Genomic DNA, 23,636 nt, shown 5'->3' on the forward strand with positions numbered 1-23,636 from the left:
GTAGGTCGGCCCGAGATGTACCCGATCGGTCCCCTCACCAATCTCCATCCTGGACCCCGGACCACCCTCCCGGGGACCTCTGCTGCCATGATCTGGGCCCACCTAGGCTCATCCCATGGTCATCTGCGACGGAGGGCTGACCGAGCGGGAGGCGATTCTGCGCGCCGCGGGCCCGCACCCCTTCCTTCGACATTCGCTGCCGCTGCGGGAGCCGGTACGGGCCTGGCGCCGTGACAGCGCGGTCTGCTGGCTGCTGCCCGAGGTCACGACGGGGCCGCTGGGTGGGATGGTCGGGCCGCCGGCCGAGGCGGTGGACCTCTTCGGCGCACTCGCCGCCGAGGGCGTCCTGCAGCCCGGCCGCTGGGTTCATCTGCCCCGACTGGACCGGGCCACCCTCGACACCGCCCCCGGGGTGGCGGCTCACGAGGACTGGGACTTCCTCTGGACCACCACCCCGCCGCCACCGCAACCCGGCGAGGAACGGGTCGTCCGGCTCACCGAGGCGGATCATCCCGAGCTGACCGCCCTCATCGAGGACTCCTTCCCCACCTCCACCGCACGGCCGGGCAATCCCCAGGTCGTCGACTGGTACGGCATCCGCGAGGGTGACCGGCTGATCGCCTGCGGGGCCGACCGCACCCGGGGTGACGTCGGTTACCTCGCCGGGCTGACGGTGGCGCCGGCCTGGCGGGGCCGGGGCCTGGGTGCCGCCCTCACCGCCGGGATGAGCCGGGCCCTGTCGGCCCGCTACGACGTGCTGGCGCTGGGCGTCTTCCTGGCCAACAGCGGTGCGATGCGGCTCTACCGTCGGCTCGGCTACGTCGAGACCGTCGGGCTCACCTCGGTGCGCTGCGCCTGACCCGGGATCGCCACCCCGTTGCCGGCCTCCGGCTCGGCGGGCTGCTGCTCCTCGGCGGCGGGCTGCTGCCGATCGGTGGGGTGCTGCTGATCGGCGGTCACCGGCGGTTCGGGGTGGCGGCCGGCCCGCCAGGCCGGCAGGTACAGCGGCGCGGCGACCGCCAGCACCACCGCGCCGACCAGCATCGCCGCGCTGACCCCGGCCCGGTCGCCGATGTAACCGAGCACCACCCCACCCAGGGCGCCGGCCGGCATCGCCACCATGGAGTTCAGCGAGATCAGACTGGTCCGGTACGGGCCGGCGACCTGCCGGTGCAGCAGCCCCATGTGCAGCGGATTGGAGACGCCGTGCACCGCGTAGCAGGCGAAGAAGGCGATCAACACTCCGGTCGGCCCGGCGAACAGCGCCATGCCGACCACGGTGATCCCCTGCATGATCCGCAGCAGGGCGGCACCGGGTGCGGCACCCAGCCGGCGGATGATCAGCGGAGTCATCGCCGCGCCACCGGCCGAGGCCAGCCACGCCGCCGTACTGGCCGGCCCGAGCAGGACACCGGCCCGCTCGGGGTCGCCCACCACCTCGGCCAACCGGATCGGCAACAGCCCCTCGAAGGTGGCCATGCCGAAGCCCCAGAACAACTCGACCGCCACCAGGGCCAGCAGCACCCGGGACCGGCGCAGCAGACCGAGGGCCTCCCCCACCATGCGCGGGGCGTCACGCACGGAGGCCCGCAACGCGGCCGAGCCGATCGCCGCCCGACCCTCCACCAGCAGGATCAGCAACGCCACCAGGTAGACCACCTGCAAGCCGACGGCGGCCAGCACCGGCCCGGTCAAGGCGCTCAGCGGCCCGATCGGCCCCAGGGCCACCAGGCCGCCGCTGAGCAGCGCCCCGGCCGCCATGGCCAGGCCGAGCACCATGCCGCCCTGCCCCAACCCCTTCTCGTACCCGGCGTCCGGGTCCGCGGCCAGGGTGGTGTCGACGTACCAGGACTCCAGGGGGCCGCTGTCCAGGGCGCGGAACACCCCTTGCAGCGCCCAGACGACGACCAGCAGGGCGAAGGAGTCCGCCACCACCAGCAACCCGGTCGAGACCAGGCCGACCAGACTCGCCACCACCAGCACGGGCTTGCGGCCCAGGGCGTCGGCCACCCCGCCGGTCGGCAACTCCAGGGCGAGCACCACCACGCCCTGCGCGGCGACGGCCAGACCGATCTGGGTCAGGGTCAGGCCGCGTTCCTGCATGAGCAGGATGGTCACCGGGATCAGCAGGCCGACCGGCAACCAGCGCAGGCCGTGCAGGGCCAGGTAACGCCGCCGGACCTGGCGTACGGACAGGGGGTTCACCGGGTGCCACCGATCAGCATCGGCAGGGCGGTGAGGAAGATCTGCACCTGCTCGGCCCCGGGCTCGGTCGGGTCCGCCTCGGCCCGGTAGCGCTCCAGCACCTGCCACAGCTCGGCACGCAACTGCGCCAACCGGTCCGCCGGAATGGTCATGAAGATGTCGCTCGTACCGAAGAGGTCGCGCCAGGCCGGCGGCCACTGATCGCGTACGGCGAACCACCGCTCGGCGTACTCGACGTATTGGCGTACCTGCTCGGCCTGGATCCACTCGATCGCCGCCCGCGCGTCCGGGTCATCGTCGAAGTCGGTGTTCTCCCAGTTCGTGACGTCGTGGGCGGCCCGCCACCACCGCTGCCGCCCGGTCCCCCGACCCGGCTCCTCGACCACCAACCCCACCTCGGCCAGCTGCCGCAGGTGATAGCTGGTCGCCCCGGTGTTGGTGTCGAGCAGTTCAGCGAGCCCGCTTGCCGTCGCCGGCCCCTTCACCCGCAGGGCCCCCAACAGCCGCGTCCGCAACGGATGCGCCAACACCCGAACCTGCCGCCGATCGATCCGCACTCGCCGAGGCCGATCCCCCGTACCACTCCCCATGAATCCACAATACTTATGCACAACTCCTATGCACAACTATTGTGCACTCCTCTTCCCCGTCGATCTTGCACTTTCGGTCGCTCTTTCGAGGCTTTTGTCAGCTTTGCCCCGACAGAAAGTGCAAGATCGACGGCAGGGGTGGATCGGCGGGGTGGGTGAGGTCGGCCCGGGGTGGGTCTAGCGGGCTAGGAGTTCGGTGATGCCGCGTAGGCGAGTGCGGAGCAGGGTGATGGCGCGGGTGGTGTCGAGGCGGATCTCAGCCGGGCGGACCAGGCCACGTTCGGCGGCGGTGGTGGTGGTCAGGGCACCGGTGTCCAGGCCGTCCCGGCGGGCCAGCAGTCGACCCAGTTCCGCTCGGCTGACCGGGTCCGGGCCGGCCACGTTCAGCGGTCCGGCGTAGTCCGAAGTCGCCAGTTCGAGCACGGCGGCGGCCAGGTCGGTGACGTCCACCGGGCAGCGCAACTCGTCGGTGAAGAGGGCTCCTCGTCCGGCCAGGGCCTCTCGGCAGAGCCGAATCTGCGGACTGCCCTCGCCGACGATCAGCGAGGTACGCACCAGCACGGCCCCCGGGTCGATCGCGCGCACGGCCGTCTCCGCAGCCGCCTTCGCCGCACCGTACGGGAAGATCGGGGTGGGTGGATCATCGTCGGCGTACGGCTCGGAGCGCCCGGCGTGCAGCGCGTCGCTGGAGATGTGCACCAGGCGGGCACCCACCTCGGCAGCGGCCCGGGCCACGTACGCCGCCCCGTCGGCGGTGACCGCCCAGTCGTCGTACCGGTAGGAGGTGTTGACCACGACGTCCGGGCGCACCTGCGCGACCAGAGTGCGCACCGCGAGCCGGTCGGTCACGTCCAGTCGCCGGACCGCCACCCCCGGCACCCGCACCGCACCGGAGTGGCACGTCCCGACCACCGACCACCCCGCGCCGACCCCCAGCCGGCACACCTCCCGCCCCAGAAACCCACTACCCCCCACCACCAGAACCCGCATCCTCGCCCCTCCCCGGTTGGTTGATCAAGAAGTTTGCGTCGCCGAAGGGCTCAGATCATGACGCAAACTTCTTGATCAACCAGGAGGCCGAGGAAGGGTGGCCGAGGGGTGGGTGGGTCAGGTGGGGTCGGCTACCGGGGCGGCGGGGCCGGCGGTGCCGGGGTGGGACGGGGCCTGGGGCTTGGGCTTGGCGTCGATGCCGGCCTCGGTGCGCTGCTGGGCGGTGATCGGGGTGGGGGCACCGGTGAGGGGGTCGAAGCCGCCCCGGGTCTTCGGGAAGGCGATCACCTCGCGGATCGAGTCGGCCCCGGCCAGCAGCATGCAGACCCGGTCCCAGCCGAAGGCGATGCCGCCGTGCGGCGGCGGGCCGTAGCTGAACGCCTCCAGCAGGAAGCCGAACTTGTCCTGCGCCTCCTCGGGCGTGATGCCGAGCAGGTCGAAGACCCGCTGCTGCACGTCGCGGCGGTGGATACGGATCGAGCCGCCGCCGATCTCGTTGCCGTTGCAGACGATGTCGTACGCGTACGCCAGCGCCCGGTCCGGCGCCTCCTCGAAGCGGTCCACCCACTCGGAGTTCGGCGAGGTGAACGGGTGGTGCACCGCCGTCCAGCCACCCTCGTCGGTCTTCTCGAACATCGGCGCGTCGACCACCCAGCAGAACGCCCAGGCGCTCTCGTCGACCAGGCCGGCCCGCTTGGCGATCTCGATGCGGGCCGCCCCGAGCAGCTCCTGGGCCTCCCGGGTCTCGGCGCCGGCGGCGAAGAAGATCGCGTCGCCCGGCTTGGCGCCGACCGCGTCGGCCAGCCCGTTCAGGTGCTCGGCCGACAGGTTCTTCGCCACCGGGCCGCGTGCCTCGCCGGTCTCGGCGTCGAGCACCACGTACGCCAGGCCCTTGGCGCCGCGCGCCTTGGCCCAGTCCTGCCAGCCGTCCAGCTCCTTGCGGGTCTGGGCGGCGCCGCCGGGCATGACCACCGCGCCGACGTAGCCGCCCGCGTCGATCGCGCCGGCGAAGACCCGGAACGTGGTACCGCGCAGGTAGTCGGTGAGCTCGGTCAGCTCGACGCCGTAACGCAGATCCGGCTTGTCCGAGCCGTACCGGGCCATCGCGTCGTGCCAGGTGATGCGCGGGAGCGGCCGGGGGATCTCGTACCCGGCCAGGTCCGACCAGAGGGCGGCCACGATCGCCTCACCGAGGTCGATCACGTCGTCCTCGGTGACGAAGGACATCTCGATGTCGAGCTGGGTGAACTCCGGCTGCCGGTCGGCCCGGAAGTCCTCGTCGCGGTAGCAGCGGGCGATCTGGTAGTACCTCTCCATGCCGCCGACCATCAGCAGCTGCTTGAACAGCTGCGGCGACTGCGGCAGGGCGTACCAGCTGCCGGGTTGCAGGCGCACCGGGACCAGGAAGTCGCGGGCACCCTCCGGGGTGGACCGGGTCAGGGTCGGGGTCTCGATCTCCAGGAAGTCCCGCTCGTGCAGCACGGCCCGGGCCAGCTGGTTGGCCCGCGAGCGCAGCCGCATCGCCTTGGCCGGTCCGCCGCGCCGCAGGTCCAGGTAGCGGTACTTGAGCCGGATGTCGTCGCCGGCCACCACCTGGTCGTCCACCGGCAGCGGCAGCGGCGCCGCCTCGGAGAGCACCTCCAACTCGGTGGCGGTCACCTCGATCTCGCCGGTGGGCAGTTCCGGGTTCTCGTTGCCCTCCGGCCGCCGGGTGACCTCACCGACGACCTTGACGCAGTACTCGTTGCGCAGGGCGTGCGCGTCCTCCTCACGGAAGACCACCTGGACCACGCCGGAGCCGTCGCGCAGGTCGACGAAGATGACACCGCCGTGGTCGCGCCGGCGGGCCACCCATCCGGCGAGCGTCACCGTGGTGCCGGCGTCCGTCGCGCGCAGGCTGCCGGCGTCATGGGTACGGATCACGGCGTGCGTCTCCCTCGTGAAGCTCTACGTCTGTTGCGGGCATTCTCGCAGCCCTCCCCCGCCGCCGTTTGCCGGGTGCAAGGAAGGGCCCCTTCTTAACGCCTCAGGTAGCAAAAGGGTCCCCTCTTAACAGCCGGTCCGCACGCCGTTTACCCCCTGCATCCCGACCCGACGGCACCTGGAACCTCGGCACACGCGGGCGGGCCGCCGGAGGAGGAATCCGGCGGCCCGCTGCGGTGAGGAGGGTCAGGGGGTACGGCAGATCAGTAGACGCTGACGCCGTAGCGGCTCAGCACCGGCCCGACCGGCTGGAAGAAGGTGGTGCCGCCGATGGAGCAGTTGCCGCTGCCGCCGGAGGTCAGGCCGAGCGCGATGGTGCCGCTGAACAGCGAACCGCCGCTGTCACCGGGCTGGGCGCAGATGTTGGTCCGGATCAGGCCACGAACCTGACCCTCGGCGTAGTTGACCGTGGCGTTGAGGGCGGTCACCGAACCACTGCGTACGCCGGTGGTGCTGCCGGAGCGCTGCGCCGACTGGCCGACGTAGGCGTTACCGGACGCGGTGATGTCGCGGAAGCTGCCGTTGTAGAGGGAGACGTTGCCCGGCTGCACCACGCTCTGGTTGCTGTACCGGACGATGCCGTAGTCGCTGCCCGGGAAGACACTGCCGGTACGCGAACCCAGCAGCGCGCTCTGGCTGGAGTTGCTGTACCAGTTCGCCGCGATGTTGGTGCAGTGCCCGGCGGTGATGAAGTAGTACGTGTTGCCGGCCCGGACGTTGAAGCCGAGCGAGCAGCGCCCGCCGCCCTGGGCGTAGATGGCCTCGCCGCCGGAGATCCGGGTGCTCAGCACACCGGCCTCGGCCTCGATGCGTACCGCGCCGTTGGTCCGCGCCGCGGCGGCCTTGACCCGCTCCAGCCTGGCGCCGGTGACGGTGCTGTCGACGGAGACGACAACCTGGTTGGTGGCCGGGTCGACCCACCAGGCGGTGCCCGGGATGGCCGCGGAACGGTCCAACTCGGCGGTGGCCCGGTTCAGCTCCCCCGCACCCCGCTTGACCAGCTTCGGGGTGGCGCCGGCCGACGCCACCTGACGGGCGGCGAGGCTGTCGGTCACCGCGACGACCATCTTGCCGGTCGCGTCGGCGTACGTGCCGGCGGCGCGGGCACCGAGCCGCTCGGCCAGGGTGGCGGCGGAGTCAGGCGTGGCGGAGGCGGGAGCCGCCTGGGCGGGGGTGCCGGCCAGTACGCCGGCGACGAGGGTTCCGGCCGCGGCGACGGTGACCGCGCGGCGCAGCATTGACCTTGTGGGTCGCATGTAACAGCCTCCCGAAGGGGGTTGGAGGGCCCTGTCATGCCGACAGGGCAGGGGGAAACTCGGCCACCTGGGGAAACGGCCAAGCGAAGAGAAGTATTCACACATTTAAGATCATAGACAAGGCCGCCCTTTGCCCCAATTTCGCCGGTCATCCGAAGTAACCCGCCGGCAACATTGTGGATACAGACGGTCATCTATACGCTCTGGTCACCGCCACCCCCCGGCAACCGTGACCCGGAGGCCACCATGACCCTCGTCCGACGCGCGCTGGCCACCCTCGCCGGCGTCACCGCCCTCGTGCTGTTCGCCACCGGCCCCGCTCTGGCCGACCCCGGTCCACCACCGAACTCGATGGCCAGCCTGGGCGACTCCATCACCCGCGGCTTCAACGCCTGCGGGTGGTACGTCGACTGCACCAACCGCTCGTTCAGCACCGGCGGCGACGCCACCGTGAACAGTCACTACCTGCGAATCCGCCGGACCAACCCGGCCATCAACGGCCGCAACCACAACGCCGCCCGCACCGGGGCCAAGTCAGCCGACCTGTACGGCCAGGCCGGTACCGCGGTCAGCCAGGGCGTCGACTACGTCACCGTCCTGATCGGCGCCAACGACGCCTGCACCAGTTCGGAGTCGACGATGACCTCGACGGCCACCTTCCGGGCGAACATCGACTCGGCACTGGCCCGACTCAAGTCCGGCCTACCGAACGCCAAGGTCTACGTGATCAGCATCCCGGACGTACACCGACTCTGGTCGGTCGGCAAGGGCAGCAGCAGCGCGCGTACCGCCTGGTCGGTCTTCGGCATCTGCCAGTCCATCCTGGCCAACCCGACCTCGACCGCCCAGGCCGACGTCGACCGCCGCGACCGGGTCCGGCAGCGGGTGATCGCCTTCAACGCCCAACTGGCCGCGGCCTGCGCCGCCTACGGGGCGAACTGCCGGTACGACAACAACGCCGTCTTCAGCTACCCCTTCACCCTCGCCCAGCTCTCCACCTGGGACTACTTCCACCCCAACACCACCGGCCAGCAGGCCCTGTCCACCATCTCCTACCCCGCCGGCTACCCCTGGTAGCCCCCCTTCCCTCCCCTCCCCCCTCCCCCACGCCCCCTCCCTCCCCCCGCGCCCGTACCCTCCCCGCGATCTTGCACTTTCTGTCGGTGCACACCTGGGCAAAAACCCCGAAGGTGCGACCGAAAATGCAAGATCGACGGGCGCGGGGCGGGCGGGGGCCGCGCGCGAGGCGGGGTGAGGCCTGCGCGCGGGCGGGAGGGGTGGGGAGGGCTAGCGGGGGTGGGCGCCGGGGCCGGGGCGGGGGATGAGGTCGCGGGGGTCGGTAACGGGGTGGCCTGCGGTGCAGTGGAGTTCCACGCGTACCTCGGCGCCACAGTCGCGGTGGCCGACGGTCAGCGGCGACCCCTCCGGATCGGCGAGGTAGCGGTCACCCCAGGCCAGGACGGCGACCAGCACCGGCCACAGGTCGAAGCCCTTGGTGGTGAGGCGATACTCGTGGCGGATCCGACTGCCCGGCTCCTGGTACGGCTCACGGCGCAGCACGCCCTGCTCGACCAGGCCGGCCAGCCGGTTGGTCAGCACCTGGCGGGGAATCCCGGTCCGCACCCGCATGTCGTCGAAGCGTCGGACCCCACTGAACACCTCACGCAGCACCACCAGGGTCCACTTCTCGCCGAGGATCTCCATGGCGCGGGCGACCGTGCAGTTGTCCACCGACCAGTCCAACGCCGTGGGTCTCATCCCGCAAGGCTAGGTCTCGTTGACAGACTCAGCAACCGCTGCCAGGCTGAGTCCATGACGCAGACGCAGGATGCGACGCGCAGCCGCACCTTCTCGTGGTCCGACCCGAGCATCAACGCCGCGCAGATCGGCCGACGCAGCGGCCTGGACCTGATCCGCGCCATGGTCGCCGGCGAGCTGGCCGCCCCTCCGGTGATGCGCCTGATCGACATGGCCAGCATGACCGCCGAGGAGGGGCGGGTGGTGGTCGAACTGAAGCCGCAGGAGTTCCACTACAACCCCCTCGGCACGGTGCACGGCGGGGTCATCTCGACGCTGCTGGACACCGCCGCCGCCTGCGCCGTACACAGCACCCTGCCGGCCGGCATCGGCTACACCACGCTCGACCTGAACGTGAAGTTCCTCCGCCCGGTGACGGTGGACTCCGGCATGCTGCGCTGCGAGGGGACGGTGCTCCAGCAGGGCCGCCGTACCGCCCTGGCCGAGGCCCGGCTGACCGACGGGCGGGACCGCCTGGTCGCCCACGCCACCTCCAGTTGCCTCCTGCTGCCCCTGGAGCCTCCCGCCGCCTGACGGAAACGCGGCACCGGGCGGCACCCCCGGACCGCTCCCGGCGTGGGGGGGGGGGCCGCGCCCGCCCCCCCCCCCCGGGGCAGCGCCACCCGCCCCCCCGGGTGACGGGCCCGTGGCAGGTTCGCCCATCCCCCGCCCCAGCGGTGGCGGGCCAGCCTCGGCCGGGGCCGCCCCCCCGGCCCCGCCCCGGGGGGGGGCGCCGCCCCCCCCCCCCCCCCCCACGCCCGGAGCTTCATCGGGTACGAGCACAGCCAGGCCCGGCAGCGGCACCGGGTAGGGACCGACTCGCTCAGCCGATCAGCGGCTTGAGGTCGGCCTGGGGTGGGGTCCACTCCCCTGCCGCGGCGGTGACCTGGTCGCCGGAGCGGATGTCCTTGACCTCGTCGGGGGCGCCGTCGGTGCCGGGGAACCAGACGTACGGAATGCCGCGCCGCTCGGCGTAGCGGATCTGCTTGCCGAACTTCGCCGCGCTCGGCGAGACCTCCGTGGGGATGCCGCGCGAGCGCAGCGCCTCGGCGACCCGGTTGCTGGCGCCACGGTGCTCCTCGCTGGTCACCGCGACCAGCACACAGGTGGGCACCGACCGGGACACCGACAGGGCATCGGCGCCGAAGAGCAGGCCGAGCAGCCGGGTCACCCCGATGGAGATGCCCACCCCGGGGAACCGGACGTTGCCGGCGCTGGCCAGGTTGTCGTACCGGCCGCCGGAGCAGATCGAGCCGAAGCGCTCGTACCCGATCATCTGGGTCTCGTAGACCGTGCCGGTGTAGTAGTCCAGGCCTCGGGCGATGCGCAGGTCGGCCACGCAGAGGCCGGGCGAGTGCGCGGCGGCGGTCTCCACCACCCGGACCAGCTCCTCGACGCCCTCCTCCAGCAGCGGGTCGCTGACCCCCAGCCCGCGCACCGCGTCGGCGAAGGAGGCGTCCGGCGCGGAGATCTCGGCCAGCGCCAGACACGCCTTGGCCTGCGCCTCGCTGGCCCCGGCCGTCTCGGCCAGCAACTGCGTCACCCCGGCCGGGCCGATCTTGTCGAGCTTGTCGACCGCGCGCAGTGCCGCCTCCGGGTCGGTCAGCCCGATGCCCCGGTAGAAGCCCTCGCAGATCTTGCGGTTGTTGACCTGGATGCGCACCGGCGGGATCGGCAGCGAGCGCAGCGCGTCGCCGATGACCAGCGGCATCTCCGCCTCGTGGTGCGGTGCCAGGGTGTCCCGGTCGACGATGTCGATGTCGGCCTGGAGGAACTCCCGGTAGCGCCCCTCCTGCGGGCGTTCGCCCCGCCACACCTTCTGGATCTGGTACCGCCGGAAGGGGAAGTTCAGCTTGCCGGCGTTCTCCAGCACGTAGCGGGCGAACGGCACGGTCAGGTCGAAGTGCAGCCCCAGGGTGTCGTCGCCGGACGGGCCCTCCGGGTCCCCGTGCAGCCGACGGATCACGTAGACCTCCTTGGAGGTCTCCCCCTTGCGCAGCAGTTGGTCCAGCGGCTCGACCGCCCGGGTCTCCAGCGGGGCGAAGCCGTACAGCTCGAAGGTCGACCGGATCCGGTCCAGGACGTACTGCTCGATCATCCGCTGGGCGGGCGTCCACTCCGGGAAACCGGAGATGGGCGTGGGCTTGCTCATGATGCTCCGTTCGGAAACCCGCACGGTCCGCGCGGGTGAGCGTGGGCGCGGCCGCTACAGGCCGCGAGTGGGGGCCGCCGGTCGCCCGCCGCCCATCCCGGCCACCTCGGCGAGGTACGGGTTGGTGGCGCGCTCGCGGCCGATGGTGGTCGCGGGGCCGTGGCCAGGCAGTACGACGGTGTCGTCGGCCAGTGGAAGGATCTTGTCCCGCAGGCTGGTGAGCATCGTCGGCATACTGCCGCCCGGCAGGTCGGTGCGGCCGATCGAGCCGGCGAACAGCACATCACCGGAGAGGCAGACCTGGTCGGCCTCCCAGGGCGAACCGGCGCCGGGCAGTCGGAACAGCACCGACCCGCCGGTATGGCCGGGCGCGTGGTCGACGGTGATCTCCAACCCGGCGAGGGTGAGCGTCGTACCGTCGGCCAACTCGGCCACGTCCTCCGGCTCGGCGTACGGCAGCCGCCCGCCGAACAACTGGCTCAGGTCCATCGACAGGCCCTTGGCCGGATCGGCCAGCATCTCCCGGTCCCCCGGGTGCACGTAGGCGGTGATCCCGCGCGCCCCGCAGACCGGCGCCACCGAGAAGGTGTGGTCCAGGTGGCCGTGGGTGAGCAGCACCGCGGCCGGATGCAGGCGATGCTCTGCCAGCAGCGCGTCCAGCCGGTCGACCACCCCGATGCCGGGGTCGACCACCACGCACTGCTCCCCCGGCCCGGTGGCGACCACGTAGCAGTTGGTGCCGAAGGCGTCGGCGGGAAAGCCGGCTACGAGCACGTCCGCTCCTCTTTCGTCGAACTGTCCGTCGATCGCAGCCTAACCGGCCCGTCGCGCCCATTTCCGTCGCCGCCCCAGCAGCCCGTCGGGACGAACCAGGTCACGATCAGCCCGCGCACGGACCTCGTACACGACTTTTCCAGCCAGTACCCGTACACTCTGGCGGGCGTGTGGCGTGGCGCACCCGCCGCCCGACGGGTACGCGCACCAGCGACTGACAATCAGGGTAGAGGAAGGGGAGCGCGAGTGGCTTCCAGCAGGGACCGGCAGCGCAAACTCGCGCGGGCCAAGCTCGACCGGCAGATGGCTCGTCGAGCCGCCGCCGTCAAACGGCGCCGACAGATTCGCGCCGGGGTCGGCACGGCCCTGATCCTCGTCCTCGTCGTCGTCGGCTCGGCCTGGGCGCTGGGTGCGTTCGACCGGGAGACGAGCGAGGACACCGCCAGCCCGGAGATCTGCCTGTGGACCCCGCAGAACACCCAGGGCAACAGCAACCTCAAGGAGGTCGGCGAGCCGGCCACCACCGGTCTGCCGACCACCGGCACCCGCCCGATGACGGTGACCACCAACCAGGGCGCACCGATCAACATCGAGTTGGATCTCGCCAAGGCGCCGTGTGCCGCCGCGAGCATCGCCCACCTGGCGAGCCAGTCGTTCTACGACAACACCAACTGCCACGAGATCACGGCCGAGGGTGCGCTGCGCTGCGGCGACCCGAGCGGCACCGGACTCGGTGGCCCGGCGTACTCGTTCCACAGCGAGAACGTGCCGACCCCGCCGGAGAGCAGCCCGGCCCCGCCGAGTGAGCCGCCGACGTACCCCAAGGGCACGGTCGCGATGATCTCGAACCCGCCGGGTGCCAACAGCAGCCAGTTCCTGATCTTCTTCAAGGACTTCACCACCCACGACGATCCGGCGTACCCGATCATCGGTCGGGTCACCGGGGGCCTCGACGTGGTGGAGAAGATCGGCGCCCTGCCGACCGTGGACAATGAGGCTGGGCAGAAGGTCAAGCCGGAGAACGACGTGGTCATCCAGAGCCTGACCGTCGGTGAGCCGGTGCTGGATCCGGCATCGCCCACCGACCCCACGGGTACGCCGAGCCCGGCGGTCTCCGATTCACCAGAGGCGAGCCCGAACGCCGGCTGACCCACGACGGGCAGCGGCATCCACAGACAGTCCAGGAGGATCGAGGCGTGACGTCCACCAGAGAGCGGCAGCGCGCGGCGGCCCGCGCCCGGCTCGAGAAGGAGATGGCCGAGCGGGCGGCCCGGGCCCGTAAGCGCCGGCAGACCCAGGCGGTCGTGGGCGGCGGCGTGGTCCTGCTGCTGGTGGTCGCCGGTACGGTCTGGCTGGCCACCAGCCTGATCGGCGACGACAGCGGCACCGACACCACCGCCCAGAGCGCGGACACGGTGCAGTGCGACTGGGTCGAGCTGCCCAACGGCGAGCGGAGCCCGACGACCAAGGACGTCGGACTGCCGCCGGTCGAGCAGAGCAAGGTCGGCAGCCAGACCATGACGATCACCACCAACCTCGGTCCGATCACCGCGCGGATCGACCGGTCGGCGGTGCCCTGCACCGCGGGCAGCTTCGTCCACCTGGCCGAGCAGAACTTCTTCGACAACACCAAGTGCCACCGACTGGTGACCGAGGGCATCAAGGTGCTCCAGTGCGGCGACCCGAGCGCCACCGGCGAGGGCTGGCGGGACAGCGACGGCACCGGCGGCCCGAGCTACCGGATGGCCGAGGAGAACCTGCCCACCGACAAGCGTCCGCCGTACCCTGCGGGTGTCATCGCGATGGCCAACTCGGGCCAGGCGGCCAGCAGCGGCAGCCAGTTCTTCATCGTCTACGGTGACTCGCCGCTGGACCCGAACTACACCGTGCTCGGCACCATCACCGGCGGCATGGACATCGTCGAGGACGTCGCCAAGGCCGGCGACGACGGCGCCTTCGCCCAGCAGGCCGGGGGCGGCCACCCCAAGAAGGAAGTCCTCATCACCGACCTGACGATGAGCTGACCCTAAGCCCCACACGTCGAAGCGCCCGCCGGCTGGAGCGGGGGGGCGCTTCCCTGCCCCACCATCCCACCATCCCACCATCCCACCGTTCCACCCCGCACCCGCACCCGCACCCGCACCCGCACCCGCACCCGCACCCGCGATCTTGCACTTTGTGTCGCCTTTATGCGTTATCTGTCCCGTTATGTGGCGACCAAAAGTGCAAGATCGACGTGGAGAGCGCGCCCGACGCGGAGAGCGCGCCCGACGCGGAGCGTGGGGCGGGGTGCGGGGTGTGGGGAAGGTGGGGAGGGTTAGGAGCCGGAGGTTACTCGGTAGGCGTCGAAGACGCCGTCGACCTTGCGTACGGCGGCGAGCAGGTGACCCAGGTGCTTGGGGTCGGCCATCTCGAAGCTGAACCGGCTGACCGCCACCCGATCGCGGGTGGTGGTGACCGTGGCGGAGAGGATGTTGACCCGCTCTTCGGAGAGCACCCGGGTGACGTCGGCCAGCAACTTGTGCCGGTCGAGGGCCTCCACCTGGATGGCCACCAGGAAGGTCGAGGCGGAGGTGAGCTTCCAACTCACCTCGACCACACGTTCCCCCTGGGCCCGCAGGTCCTCGGCGTTGGCGCAGTCGTCGCGGTGCACGCTGACCCCGCCGGAGCGGGTCACGAAACCGAAGACCGAGTCCGGGGGCACCGGGGTGCAGCAGCGGGCCAGCTTGATCCACACGTCGCTGACCCCGCGTACGACCACACCCGGGTCGTGGCTGGAGACCCGGCTGCGCGGCGGCCGGGTGGCCACGGCGGTCTCGGCGATGTCCTCGGCCGCGCCCTCCTCGCCGCCGTAGGTGGCCATCAGCTTCTGCACCACGGACTGCGCGGAGACCTGGCTGTCGCCGACGGCCGCGTACAGCGAGGCCACGTCGGCCAGGTGCAGATCCCGGGCGATCGCCATCAGGTTGTCGGAGGTGAGCATCCGCTGCAACGGCATGCCCTGCTTACGCATCGCCTTGACGATCGCGTCCTTGCCCTCCTCGATCGCCTCCTCGCGGCGCTCCTTGTTGAAGTACTGCCGGATCTTCGTCCGCGCCCGAGGGCTCTTGACGAAGCCCAGCCAGTCCTGCGTCGGGCCGGCGGTCTCGGACTTCGAGGTGAAGATCTCGATCACGTCGCCGTTGGACAGCGTCGATTCCAGCGGCACCAGCTTGCCGTTGACCCGCGCCCCGATGCACTTGTGCCCGACCTCGGTGTGCACCGCGTACGCGAAGTCCACCGGCGTGGAGCCGGTAGGCAGGGGGATGACGTCGCCCTTGGGGGTGAAGACGTACACCTCCTGGCTGGACAGGTCGAACCGCAGCGCGTCCAGGAACTCGCTCGGGTCGGCGGCCTCCCGCTGCCAGTCCAGCAGCTGCCGCAGCCAGGTCATCTCGTCGATGTGCGCCGGCGGCCCGACGATCTGGGTGCCCTTGTGCTCCTTGTACTTCCAGTGCGCCGCGATGCCGAACTCCGCCGTACGGTGCATCGCGTACGTGCGGATCTGCATCTCCACCGGCTTGCCGGTCGGGCCGATCACGGTGGTGTGCAACGACTGGTACATGTTGAACTTCGGCATGGCGATGTAGTCCTTGAACCGGCCCGGCACCGGCTGCCAGTTGGCGTGGATGACACCCAACGCCGCGTAGCAGTCCCGCACCGTGTCGACCAGGATCCGCACACCCACCAGGTCGTAGATGTCGTTGAAGTCCCGACCCCGCACGATCATCTTCTGGTAGATCGAGTACAGGTGCTTCGGCCGTCCGGTGGTCTCCGCCTTGATCTTGGCGGCCTTCAGGTCGGTCTGCACCTTCTGGGTGACCTGCCGCAGCAACGCCTCCCGCTGCGGCTGGTGCTCCCCGATCAGCCGGTTGATCTCCTCGAACCGCTTCGGGAACAGGGTGCCGAAGGCCAGATCCTCCAGCTCCCACTTGATGGTGTTCATACCGAGGCGGTGCGCGAGTGGGGCGAGGATCTCCAGGGTCTCCTTGGCTTTCTGCTCCTGCTTGGGCCGGGGCAGGAAGGTCAGGGTACGCATGTTGTGCAGCCGGTCGGCCAGCTTGATCACCAGGACCCGGGGGTCCTTGGCCATGGCCACGACCATCTTGCGGATGGTCTCCGCCTTGGCCGCGTCACCGAGCTTGACCTTGTCCAGCTTGGTGACTCCGTCGACCAGCAGGGCCACCTCGCCACCGAAGTCGGCACGCATCTGGTCGAGGGTGTACTCGGTGTCCTCGATGGTGTCGTGCAGCAGCGCGGCGACCAGGGTGGTGGTGTCCATGCCCAGGTTGGCCAGGATGGTCGCCACCGCCAGCGGATGGGTGATGTACGGGTCGCCGGACTTGCGGTACTGGCCGGAGTGCCAGCGGGCCGCGGTGTCGAAGGCCCGCTGCAGCAGCCGCGCGTCAGCCTTGGGGTGATTCTCCCGATGGGACGAGATCAGCGGCTCCAGCACCTCGCTGACCTGCGAGGACTGCCAGGGAGCGTTGAACCGCGCCAACCGGGCCCGGACCCGCCGCCCGGTGGGCGCGTTGGACAGGGCGAAGCCACTGCTCGGCGGGGAGTCGACAACGGGGTCGACCGGTGCCACATCGGCTCCGACACCCGTGCGGGCCACATCGCCGGTGGGCTGAACCGTGGCGGGCCCGCCGCCCGGCGCCGCAGTGGCGCTGTTGCGATCGGTCACCGAGCCGTCCGCGTCGCCTGTCGGGTGCACCGTGCCCTCCACCGGAGGGGCGACATCGTGGGACACCGGCCTCCTCACCGCTCGCCGGAACGAACCGACCGTGCGCCGGCCGGCTTGGTCTCGTGCCGCTCGGACGGGTCACCGTCCGGTCAGCAATGGGCAATGCTACCCGCACCCGCAGTGCCCTGCCGCTCCGCCGGACGGACCGTGCCGACTCCGCCCGGTGGCGGTCGCACCTCAAACGGTCAACAGGGCATGGACGGTACGCGGTGCCAACCGCTCCCGCCCCTTGAGGAAGGCCAACTCCAACAGCACGGTGAACCCGGCCACCGTGCCGCCGGCCCGCTCCACCAGATCCAGGGTCGCCGCGGCGGTACCCCCGGTGGCCAGTACGTCGTCCACCACCAGGACCCGATGGCCGGCGGTGAAGGCGTCCTGGTGCACCTCCAGGGTGGCCTCGCCGTACTCCAGGGCGTAGGAGGCGGCGTAGGCGGGGCGGGGAAGCTTGCCGGCCTTGCGGACCGGCACCACCCCGACCCCGGTGGCGTACGCGATGGCCGCGGCGACGACGAAGCCTCGGGCCTCGATGCCGACCACGGTGTCGAAGGACTCCGGTCCGTGGTAGGCGACGATCCCGTCGATGACCTCACGGAAGGCCGCACCGTCGGCGAACAACGGCATGAGGTCCTTGAACATCACACCGGGCTTGGGGAAGTCGGGCACGTCGAGCACCCGGCCGGCGACCAACTGGGCCACCTCCGGGCCGAAGTCTCCCCGTACCCCGCTGCTGTGGGTCTCCGTCACGGTAGCTGCGCTCCCCTTCCACGACGCCGACGGCGTCCGGCATTCTGCTCGCACAGCATGCCGGACGCCGCCGGATCAGTTCCTACCGGGTGTACCCGGTGTCGCTCAGCGTCGCTTTGCGCCGCCCGGGCGGTTGCCGCCGCCGGGCCGCCCACCGCGGGCCCCGCCGGAACGCTTGCCGGCCGGACGGGCACCCACCTTCGGGGCTGCCGCACCGGCCAGAGCCGCATCGGCCTGCGCCGGCACCGGCTCCTCGTCCTCCCCCTCGACCGCGACAGCCGAAGCCGCCTTGCTGCGGGTCTCCTTGACCGGCACCGGGTTGGCCCGGCGGGCCTCCACCCGCTTGTTGTGCGCCTGGATCCGCGGGTCGCGGTTCTTCAGCACCACCAGCAGCGGGGTGGCCAGGGTGATCGAGGTGACGAACGCCATGGCCATACCGACGAACAGCACCAGACCCAGGTCCTTCAGGGTGCCCGCACCGAGCAGGCCGGCACCGATGAAGAGGATGCCGCCGACCGGCAGCAGGGCCACCACGGAGGTGTTGACCGAGCGCATGAGGCTCTGGTTGACGGCCAGGTTGGCCGCCTCGCCGTAGGTCTGGTTGTTCCTCGCGGTGATGCCCTTGGCGTTCTCCTGCACCTTGTCGAAGACCACCACCACGTCATAGAGCGCGAAGCCCAGGATGGTGAGGAAACCGATGATCGTCGACGGGGTGACCTCGAAGCCGACGATCGAGTAGATGCCGGCGGTGAGCGCCAGGTTCGTCAGCAGGGAGAAGATGGCCGCGGCCGCCATCTGCCACTCGAAGCGCAGCACCAGGTAGACGGTCACCAGGGCGATGAAGATGACCAGACCGAGTACGGCCCGGTTGGTCACCTGGCTACCCCAGGCCTCGCTGACCCGGTTGGCGCTGATCTCGTTCGGGTCGATGCCGAAGCGCTCGGCCATGTCGAGCCGGACGGTCTCGGCCTGCGCCTGGTCGAGCTGGGTGGTCCGCAGTTCGTAGAACGAGCCACCGGCCCCACCGACCTGCTGGGCGGTGACCACGTGGGCACCCTCGGTGCTCAACGACTCACCAGCGGTGTCCTCGGCCTGCTGCATGGTGCCCACACTGGTGGGGACCTGGAACGAGTTACCGCCGGCGAACTCGATACCCGGGTTGAACCCCTTGATGAGGATGCTGCCCAACGCGATCAGCACCAGGATGGCCGCCGCGGTGAACCACATCTTGCGCTTGCCGACGACGTTCAGGCCGGCCTCGCCCCGGTAGAGGCGGCTTGCCAGAGAGCTCTCAGCAGCCATCTCAGGCCTCCTTGACACGCGGGTTGCGGGACTGGGGCTGCTCCGTCTTGGCCGGCAGTACCCGGCCGAGACCACTGACCCGCGGGGACAGGAACGCCCGGCTCCGGGCGAGCATCGTCATCATCGGGTGCCGGAAGAGGAAGACCACGACCAGGTCCAGCACGGTGGCCAGACCCAGGGCGAAGGCGAATCCCTTGACCGCACCGACCGAGACGACGTAGAGGACCACCGCCGACATGATCGTGATGGCGTTCGCCGAGATGATCGTACGGCGGGCGCGGACCCAGGCACGGGAGACCGCGCTGCGCGGGCTGCGGCCCTCGCGGATCTCGTCCTTCAATCGCTCGAAGTAGATGACGAAGGAGTCCGCCGCCACACCCAGCGAGACGATGATGCCGGAGATGCCGGCCAGGGTGAGGGTGAAGCCGATCTGCCTACCGAGCACCACCAGGGCGCCGAAGAGCAGCAGGGCCGACAGCACCAGGCTGGCGAAGATCACCGAGCCGAGCAGCCGGTAGTAGAAGAACGAGTAGATGATGACCAGCAGCATGCCGATGCCGGCCGCGAGCAGACCGGCCCGCAGGTAGCTGGCGCCCAGGGTGGCGGTGACGTTCTGCTGCTCCTGCGCCTCGAAGGTGACCGGCAGGGCGCCGTAGTTCAGGTAGCCGGCCAGCTCGCTGGCCTCGGCGTTACTGAAGTTGCCGGTGATCTGGGAGTTGCCGGTGAGCACCCCCTGGATCTGCGGCGAGGAGATGATCGCGTTGTCCAGCACCACGGCCACCCGGCAGCGGCCCTCGTCACCGAGTGCGGAAGGGTCACAGGCCTGGCCCTCGTTGTTGAAGGCCTCGCGGGTCAGCGCGGTCCACTTCTCCTGGCCGTTGCGGGTGAAGTCCAGGCTGACCACCCACTGGCTGGTCTGGTCACGCACCGCGGCGGCCGAGTCGACATCGGTGCCGAGCACCTTCGCCTGGTCCAGCAGGTTCTTGGCGTAGCCACCCTCACAGGCGACGACCTGCTGGTCCGCGGCGGAGATGGACGCCGGGGGCCGGTCGTCGAGCTGCAGGCAGCCGATGGTCGGCACGTTGAACTGCATCTGGGTCGGGAGCACCGCGACCTCACGGCCGTTCAGCTCGGCGAAGGGCTTGAGCTTCTCGGCCAGCGACGGGTCGGCGCTGAAGTCGGCCGGCGCCTGGAGGCCACTCGCGGCGGCCCAGGCCTCCGCGCCGACCTTCTGCTCGACGGCCTTGCGCTGCTCCTCCAGGGTCTGCGGCACCGGCTCCTCGCTGGCAGCCGGCGACGGGGCGGCACTCGGGCTCTGCGAGGGGTCCGGGGTGGGGGCACCGCCGCCCTGACCGCCGGACGGCGAGGCGGTGGCCTCGGCGTTCGGGGTGGGGCTGGTGCTGCCGGAGGGGCTCGGGGTGGCCGCGGGCTCCGCGCCCTCAGACGGGACGGGTGCCGGCGCCGGAAGGGCGCCGCTGCCGTCCACGATCTTCAGGACCTTGCGGAAGCGCAGCTCGGCGGCGCTACCGATCTCGGTCAGGTCGCGGTTCTCGCCGGGCAGGGAGACGACGATGTTGCGGTCGCCTTCGGTGACCACCTCGGCCTCGGCCACGCCGTAGGCGTTGACCCGGCTCTCGATGATCTGGCGGGCCTGTTCGAGGTTGTCCGCCGTCGGGGCCCGGCCGTCGAGGGTGTTCGTCGCCTCCAACGTCAGCCGGGTGCCACCGACGAGGTCAAGACCGAGGCGGGGTTCGAGCCGGTCCTTCCAGCCTCCGCTGGCACCGCCCGCGAAGAACACCAAAAGATAGAGGACGACGAAGATGCCGCCCAGTACGGCCAACTGCCGTCCCGGGCGCATCTGTCCCTGAGGTGGTGCCACGGCTGTCTTGTCTCCCTGTACGGTCGCGCCGCCGCAGGCGCGACGGCGGGTCTGCCGGTCTCCCGGCCGACGATCTGCCTTCCGACGGCGCCCGGGGCTGACGCCGCCGCCTGGTGGTCGACGCGGGCGCGTGGACCGGACCGAGCCGGCGCGCCGACGCCCGGCGTCGGCCTGCTATTCAGTTGTGGGCGCCGCCGCGGCGGCGGCCACCCGCCGGGGACGCGTGCGGGTGGTTCTCCCACCTGGTCGTGCCGGGGGCACCGGCAGACCAGGTGGGTGCGGTGCTCACTCCTTGACGGCGTCGGTCTCCTCGGCCGTTGGCTCCGTGGCACGCTCCGCCCTGGTCACCACACGGGCGATCGCGGGTCGGGCGTACCGGGTCTGCACACCGGGAGAGACCTCGAGCAGGACGCTGTCGTCCTCGATTCCGGAGACCGTGCCGTACAGCCCGCCGATGGTCACCACCTCGTCGCCGATGGACAGGCCGGACTGCATCGCCTCGGCCTCGCGGCGGCGCTTCTGCTGGGGGCGGATCATCATGAAGTACATGACGCCGACAAGCAGCGCGATCATGAGGATCGGCGTGAAGCTACTCGCTCCGCTGCCTTCTGCTGCGTGAAACACCGGTGTCGACCTTCCCATTGGCCCCAGTCCGGCACATGGCGCCGGAGCGGAGGCGGATTTTCACATCCTGTACAGACCGCGGCGAGTCTAGTCGCTGTAGCTGGGAACGCCGAACGCGCCGCAGATCACGAACAGATCACGGCTCCCCCGTGTCCACGGAGAACAGATCGGGCGCGGGGGGAACTTCAGCAGCAAATGTACCATTTGGTGGAGTACGGCCAAGGTGCCGCCAAGCGGCCTCGGTGGCCACCCGGCCCCGCGGCGTACGGGCCAGCAGTCCCGCCCGCACCAGGAACGGCTCGCACACCTCCTCCACCGTGTCCGGCTGCTCCCCCACCGCCACCGCGAGGGTGGACAGGCCGACCGGACCGCCCCGGAACGAGTCGACAAGCGCGGTGAGCACCGCCCGGTCCAGCCGGTCCAGTCCGAGCGCATCGACATCGTAGACCGTCAATGCCGCGCGGGCGGTGTCGAGGGTGACCACGCCGTCGGCGCGTACCTCGGCGTAGTCGCGCACCCGGCGCAGCAGGCGGTTGGCGATCCGGGGGGTGCCCCGGGACCGGCCGGCGATCTCGACCGCGCCCTCCTCGGTGATCGGCACACCGAGGATGCGGGCCGAACGGTGCAGCAGGATCTCCAGGTCGGCCGGGGAGTAGAAGTCCAGGTGGGCGACGAAACCGAACCGGTCACGCATCGGACCGGTCAGCAGACCGGACCGGGTGGTCGCGCCGACCAGGGTGAACGGCTCGACGTCCAACGGGATGGCGGTGGCCCCGGGGCCCTTGCCGACCACCACGTCGACCCGGAAGTCCTCCATCGCGCTGTAGAGCAGCTCCTCCGCAGGCTTGGCGATGCGGTGGATCTCGTCGATGAACAGCACGTCGCCCTCGGCGAGGCTGGTCAGGATCGCCGCCAGGTCACCGGAGCGCTCGATCGCCGGCCCGCTGGTCACCCGGATGCCGGAGCCCAGTTCCGCCGCGACGATGTTGGCCAGGGTGGTCTTGCCCAGGCCGGGGGGCCCGGACAACAGGATGTGATCCGGCGGCGAGCCGCGCCGCATGGCCCCCTGCAACAGCAGGTCGAGCTGGTCACGGACCCGATGCTGGGCGATGAACTCGTCGAGCCGCTTGGGGCGGACGCTGACCTCCGCGTCCCGGTCCGCCTCGTTGACGTACGCCGAGACCAGGCCGCTGTCGGGGCCGGTCACGGGACCATCTCCATTCGCGACTGCGGGGCTCGCAAACCGGACTCACTCCTCGCGCTCATCGGGTCCGGCCCAGCAGCCGGATGGCCTGCTTGAGCAGCACCGGCACCGGCGGGGTGGCCCCGTCGACGGTCTCCGCGACCGCGGCCACCGCCTGGTCGGCCTGGCCGGCCGTCCAACCCAGCCCGATCAACGCCTGGCGGACCTGCTCCGGCCAGGCGCCCCCGGTGACCCCGGCCGCTCCGTCGGCGCCCACGGCCACCGGGCCGATCCGGTCACGCAACTCCAGCACCAGTCGCTCGGCCCCCTTCTTCCCGATGCCGGGGACCCGGGTCAGGGCGGCCGTGTCGGCGTTGGCGATGGCCTTGCGTACCGCGTCCGGGGTGTGCACGGCCAGCACCGCCTGGGCCAGGCGGGGGCCCACTCCACTGGCGGTCTGCAACAGCTCGAACAGGGACTTCGCGTCGTCGTCGGCGAAGCCGTAGAGGGTCAGCGAGTCCTCCCGGACGACCAGGCTGGTGGCCAGTCGGGCCTGCTGGCCGACCCGCAGGTCGGCGATGGTGCCCGGGGCGCACTGCACGGCCAGGCCGACCCCGCCGACCTCGATCACCGCGTGATCCGGGCCGGTGGCGGTCACCACGCCACGCACACTGGCGATCATCTCGCTCCTCCTCGTCTCGCCCGGTCCGCGGCGGCGGCCAGCTTGGAACGGGTGCCACCCCGCCACACGTGACAGATGGCCAGGGCCAGGGCGTCCGCGGCGTCGGCCGGGCGGGGTGGCTCGGCCAGCCGCAGCAGCCGGGTCACCATGGCCGTCATCTGCGCCTTGTCCGCCTGACCGGAGCCGGTCACGGCCGCCTTCACCTCACTGGGGGTGTACGTCTGCACCGGCAGCCCGGCCCGGGCCCCGGCGAGTACGGCGATCCCGCTGGCCTGGGCGGTGCCCATCACCGTACGCACGTTGTGCTGGCTGAACACCCGCTCCACGGCCACACTGTCCGGCCGGTGCTCGGCCACCAGGTCGGTCAACGACCGGTCCAGGTGCAGCAGGCGGGTCGGCAGTTCGTCCGCCGGATCGGTGTAGATCACGTAGTAGGCGACCAGGGTGCAGGGACGTCCGGGCACCCCCTCGACCACGCCGACCCCGCACCGGGTGAGCCCCGGGTCGACGCCGAGCACCCGCACGCCTCCCCCTCCCAGCCGTCGAGCAGTACGTGTGTTCGACACCCTACCGATGCCGTCTCCCGGCCGCGCCCCGGGACACGCGGCACCGCCGTCAGGCGGCGACCTCACCCGCCCCGCGATGTATCCGACGGCCACCTGATTCCACCGGAGTATGTGCTGCGCCGC

21 protein-coding genes are annotated in these 23,636 nt (G+C 71.0%); 5 read left to right on the forward strand and 16 right to left on the reverse strand.

The window, feature by feature from the left end; genetic code table 11:
* Positions 1-115: 115 nt before the first annotated feature.
* Entirely contained in the window at positions 116-859 is a 744-nt protein-coding gene (locus ACLQ2T_RS19675; protein WP_425767808.1) for a GNAT family N-acetyltransferase, read from the forward strand.
* Here the strand turns inward: ACLQ2T_RS19675 and ACLQ2T_RS19680 are convergent.
* The 5 genes from ACLQ2T_RS19680 to ACLQ2T_RS19700 all read right to left on the reverse strand — a co-directional run bounded on the left by ACLQ2T_RS19680 (position 817) and on the right by ACLQ2T_RS19700 (position 7,024).
* Positions 817-2,205, reverse strand: coding sequence for an MFS transporter (locus ACLQ2T_RS19680; RefSeq protein WP_425767809.1), 1,389 nt, complete (start codon positions 2,203-2,205; stop codon positions 817-819). The two genes, ACLQ2T_RS19675 and ACLQ2T_RS19680, sit on opposite strands and share 43 nt — an antisense overlap.
* Positions 2,202-2,795, reverse strand: a complete 594-nt coding sequence (locus ACLQ2T_RS19685; RefSeq protein ID WP_425767810.1) for an ArsR/SmtB family transcription factor — start codon at positions 2,793-2,795, stop codon at positions 2,202-2,204. The genes ACLQ2T_RS19680 and ACLQ2T_RS19685 overlap by 4 nt, the downstream gene beginning before the upstream one ends.
* 177 nt (positions 2,796-2,972) lie before the next feature.
* Positions 2,973-3,785: an SDR family oxidoreductase gene (locus ACLQ2T_RS19690; RefSeq protein ID WP_425767811.1), complete on the reverse strand. Its 813-nt coding sequence runs from the start codon at positions 3,783-3,785 to the stop codon at positions 2,973-2,975.
* A gap of 117 nt (positions 3,786-3,902) precedes the next feature.
* On the reverse strand, positions 3,903-5,708 hold the full coding sequence (gene aspS / locus ACLQ2T_RS19695) for an aspartate--tRNA ligase (protein WP_425767812.1): 1,806 nt from the start codon (positions 5,706-5,708) through the stop codon (positions 3,903-3,905).
* Positions 5,709-5,971: 263 nt separating this feature from the next.
* Entirely contained in the window at positions 5,972-7,024 is a 1,053-nt protein-coding gene (locus ACLQ2T_RS19700) for a S1 family peptidase (protein ID WP_425767813.1), read from the reverse strand.
* Between the two features lie 246 nt (positions 7,025-7,270).
* Here ACLQ2T_RS19700 and ACLQ2T_RS19705 point away from each other — a divergent pair, with 246 nt between their 5' ends.
* A complete protein-coding gene (locus ACLQ2T_RS19705) occupies positions 7,271-8,101 on the forward strand; it encodes a GDSL-type esterase/lipase family protein (protein WP_425767814.1) in 831 nt (276 codons plus the stop codon).
* A gap of 210 nt (positions 8,102-8,311) precedes the next feature.
* On the opposite strand, the gene ACLQ2T_RS19710 is transcribed toward ACLQ2T_RS19705, so the two are convergent.
* On the reverse strand, positions 8,312-8,782 hold the full coding sequence (locus ACLQ2T_RS19710; protein WP_425767815.1) for a winged helix-turn-helix transcriptional regulator: 471 nt from the start codon (positions 8,780-8,782) through the stop codon (positions 8,312-8,314).
* Positions 8,783-8,836: 54 nt separating this feature from the next.
* Between ACLQ2T_RS19710 and ACLQ2T_RS19715 the strand changes: the two genes are divergently transcribed.
* A complete protein-coding gene (locus tag ACLQ2T_RS19715) occupies positions 8,837-9,355 on the forward strand; it encodes a PaaI family thioesterase (RefSeq protein ID WP_425767816.1) in 519 nt (172 codons plus the stop codon).
* Positions 9,356-9,644: 289 nt separating this feature from the next.
* Here ACLQ2T_RS19715 and hisS read toward each other — a convergent pair whose 3' ends face one another.
* A complete protein-coding gene (gene hisS, locus ACLQ2T_RS19720) occupies positions 9,645-10,973 on the reverse strand; it encodes a histidine--tRNA ligase (RefSeq protein WP_425767817.1) in 1,329 nt (442 codons plus the stop codon).
* 54 nt (positions 10,974-11,027) lie between these two features.
* On the reverse strand, positions 11,028-11,747 hold the full coding sequence (locus ACLQ2T_RS19725) for an MBL fold metallo-hydrolase (protein ID WP_425767818.1): 720 nt from the start codon (positions 11,745-11,747) through the stop codon (positions 11,028-11,030).
* A gap of 246 nt (positions 11,748-11,993) precedes the next feature.
* Here ACLQ2T_RS19725 and ACLQ2T_RS19730 point away from each other — a divergent pair, with 246 nt between their 5' ends.
* Both ACLQ2T_RS19730 and ACLQ2T_RS19735 read left to right on the forward strand, forming a co-directional pair.
* Positions 11,994-12,896 carry a peptidylprolyl isomerase gene (locus tag ACLQ2T_RS19730; RefSeq protein ID WP_425767819.1) on the forward strand — a complete coding sequence of 301 codons (903 nt, stop codon included), beginning with the start codon at positions 11,994-11,996 and terminating at the stop codon, positions 12,894-12,896.
* Positions 12,897-12,943: 47 nt separating this feature from the next.
* Positions 12,944-13,771, forward strand: coding sequence for a peptidylprolyl isomerase (locus ACLQ2T_RS19735; protein ID WP_425767820.1), 828 nt, complete (start codon positions 12,944-12,946; stop codon positions 13,769-13,771).
* Between the two features lie 293 nt (positions 13,772-14,064).
* Here the strand turns inward: ACLQ2T_RS19735 and ACLQ2T_RS19740 are convergent, their stop codons facing one another.
* The 8 genes from ACLQ2T_RS19740 to ruvC form a co-directional block, all read right to left on the reverse strand.
* Complete coding sequence (locus tag ACLQ2T_RS19740) at positions 14,065-16,515, reverse strand: RelA/SpoT family protein (protein ID WP_425767850.1); 2,451 nt, start codon at positions 16,513-16,515, stop codon at positions 14,065-14,067.
* A 195-nt stretch (positions 16,516-16,710) separates the two neighbouring features.
* A complete protein-coding gene (locus ACLQ2T_RS19745; RefSeq protein WP_425767821.1) occupies positions 16,711-17,277 on the reverse strand; it encodes an adenine phosphoribosyltransferase in 567 nt (188 codons plus the stop codon).
* 105 nt (positions 17,278-17,382) lie between these two features.
* On the reverse strand, positions 17,383-18,579 hold the full coding sequence (secF, locus tag ACLQ2T_RS19750; RefSeq protein WP_425767822.1) for a protein translocase subunit SecF: 1,197 nt from the start codon (positions 18,577-18,579) through the stop codon (positions 17,383-17,385).
* A 1-nt stretch (position 18,580) separates the two neighbouring features.
* The gene (gene secD / locus ACLQ2T_RS19755) at positions 18,581-20,458 is read right to left on the reverse strand and encodes a protein translocase subunit SecD (RefSeq protein WP_425767823.1); all 1,878 of its coding nucleotides are present in this window, start codon (positions 20,456-20,458) and stop codon (positions 18,581-18,583) included.
* 285 nt (positions 20,459-20,743) lie between these two features.
* A complete protein-coding gene (gene yajC / locus ACLQ2T_RS19760) occupies positions 20,744-21,082 on the reverse strand; it encodes a preprotein translocase subunit YajC (protein ID WP_425767824.1) in 339 nt (112 codons plus the stop codon).
* A 136-nt stretch (positions 21,083-21,218) separates the two neighbouring features.
* The gene (gene ruvB, locus ACLQ2T_RS19765) at positions 21,219-22,289 is read right to left on the reverse strand and encodes a Holliday junction branch migration DNA helicase RuvB (protein ID WP_425767825.1); all 1,071 of its coding nucleotides are present in this window, start codon (positions 22,287-22,289) and stop codon (positions 21,219-21,221) included.
* A gap of 55 nt (positions 22,290-22,344) precedes the next feature.
* Positions 22,345-22,947, reverse strand: a complete 603-nt coding sequence (gene ruvA / locus ACLQ2T_RS19770; RefSeq protein ID WP_357530775.1) for a Holliday junction branch migration protein RuvA — start codon at positions 22,945-22,947, stop codon at positions 22,345-22,347.
* Positions 22,944-23,471: a crossover junction endodeoxyribonuclease RuvC gene (gene ruvC, locus ACLQ2T_RS19775; protein ID WP_425767826.1), complete on the reverse strand. Its 528-nt coding sequence runs from the start codon at positions 23,469-23,471 to the stop codon at positions 22,944-22,946. The genes ruvA and ruvC overlap by 4 nt, the downstream gene beginning before the upstream one ends.
* Positions 23,472-23,636: the final 165 nt, after the last annotated feature.

Origin of the sequence: Micromonospora sp. DT229, assembly GCF_049844505.1 — a bacterium.
In the GTDB taxonomy this organism is placed as follows: domain Bacteria; phylum Actinomycetota; class Actinomycetes; order Mycobacteriales; family Micromonosporaceae; genus Micromonospora.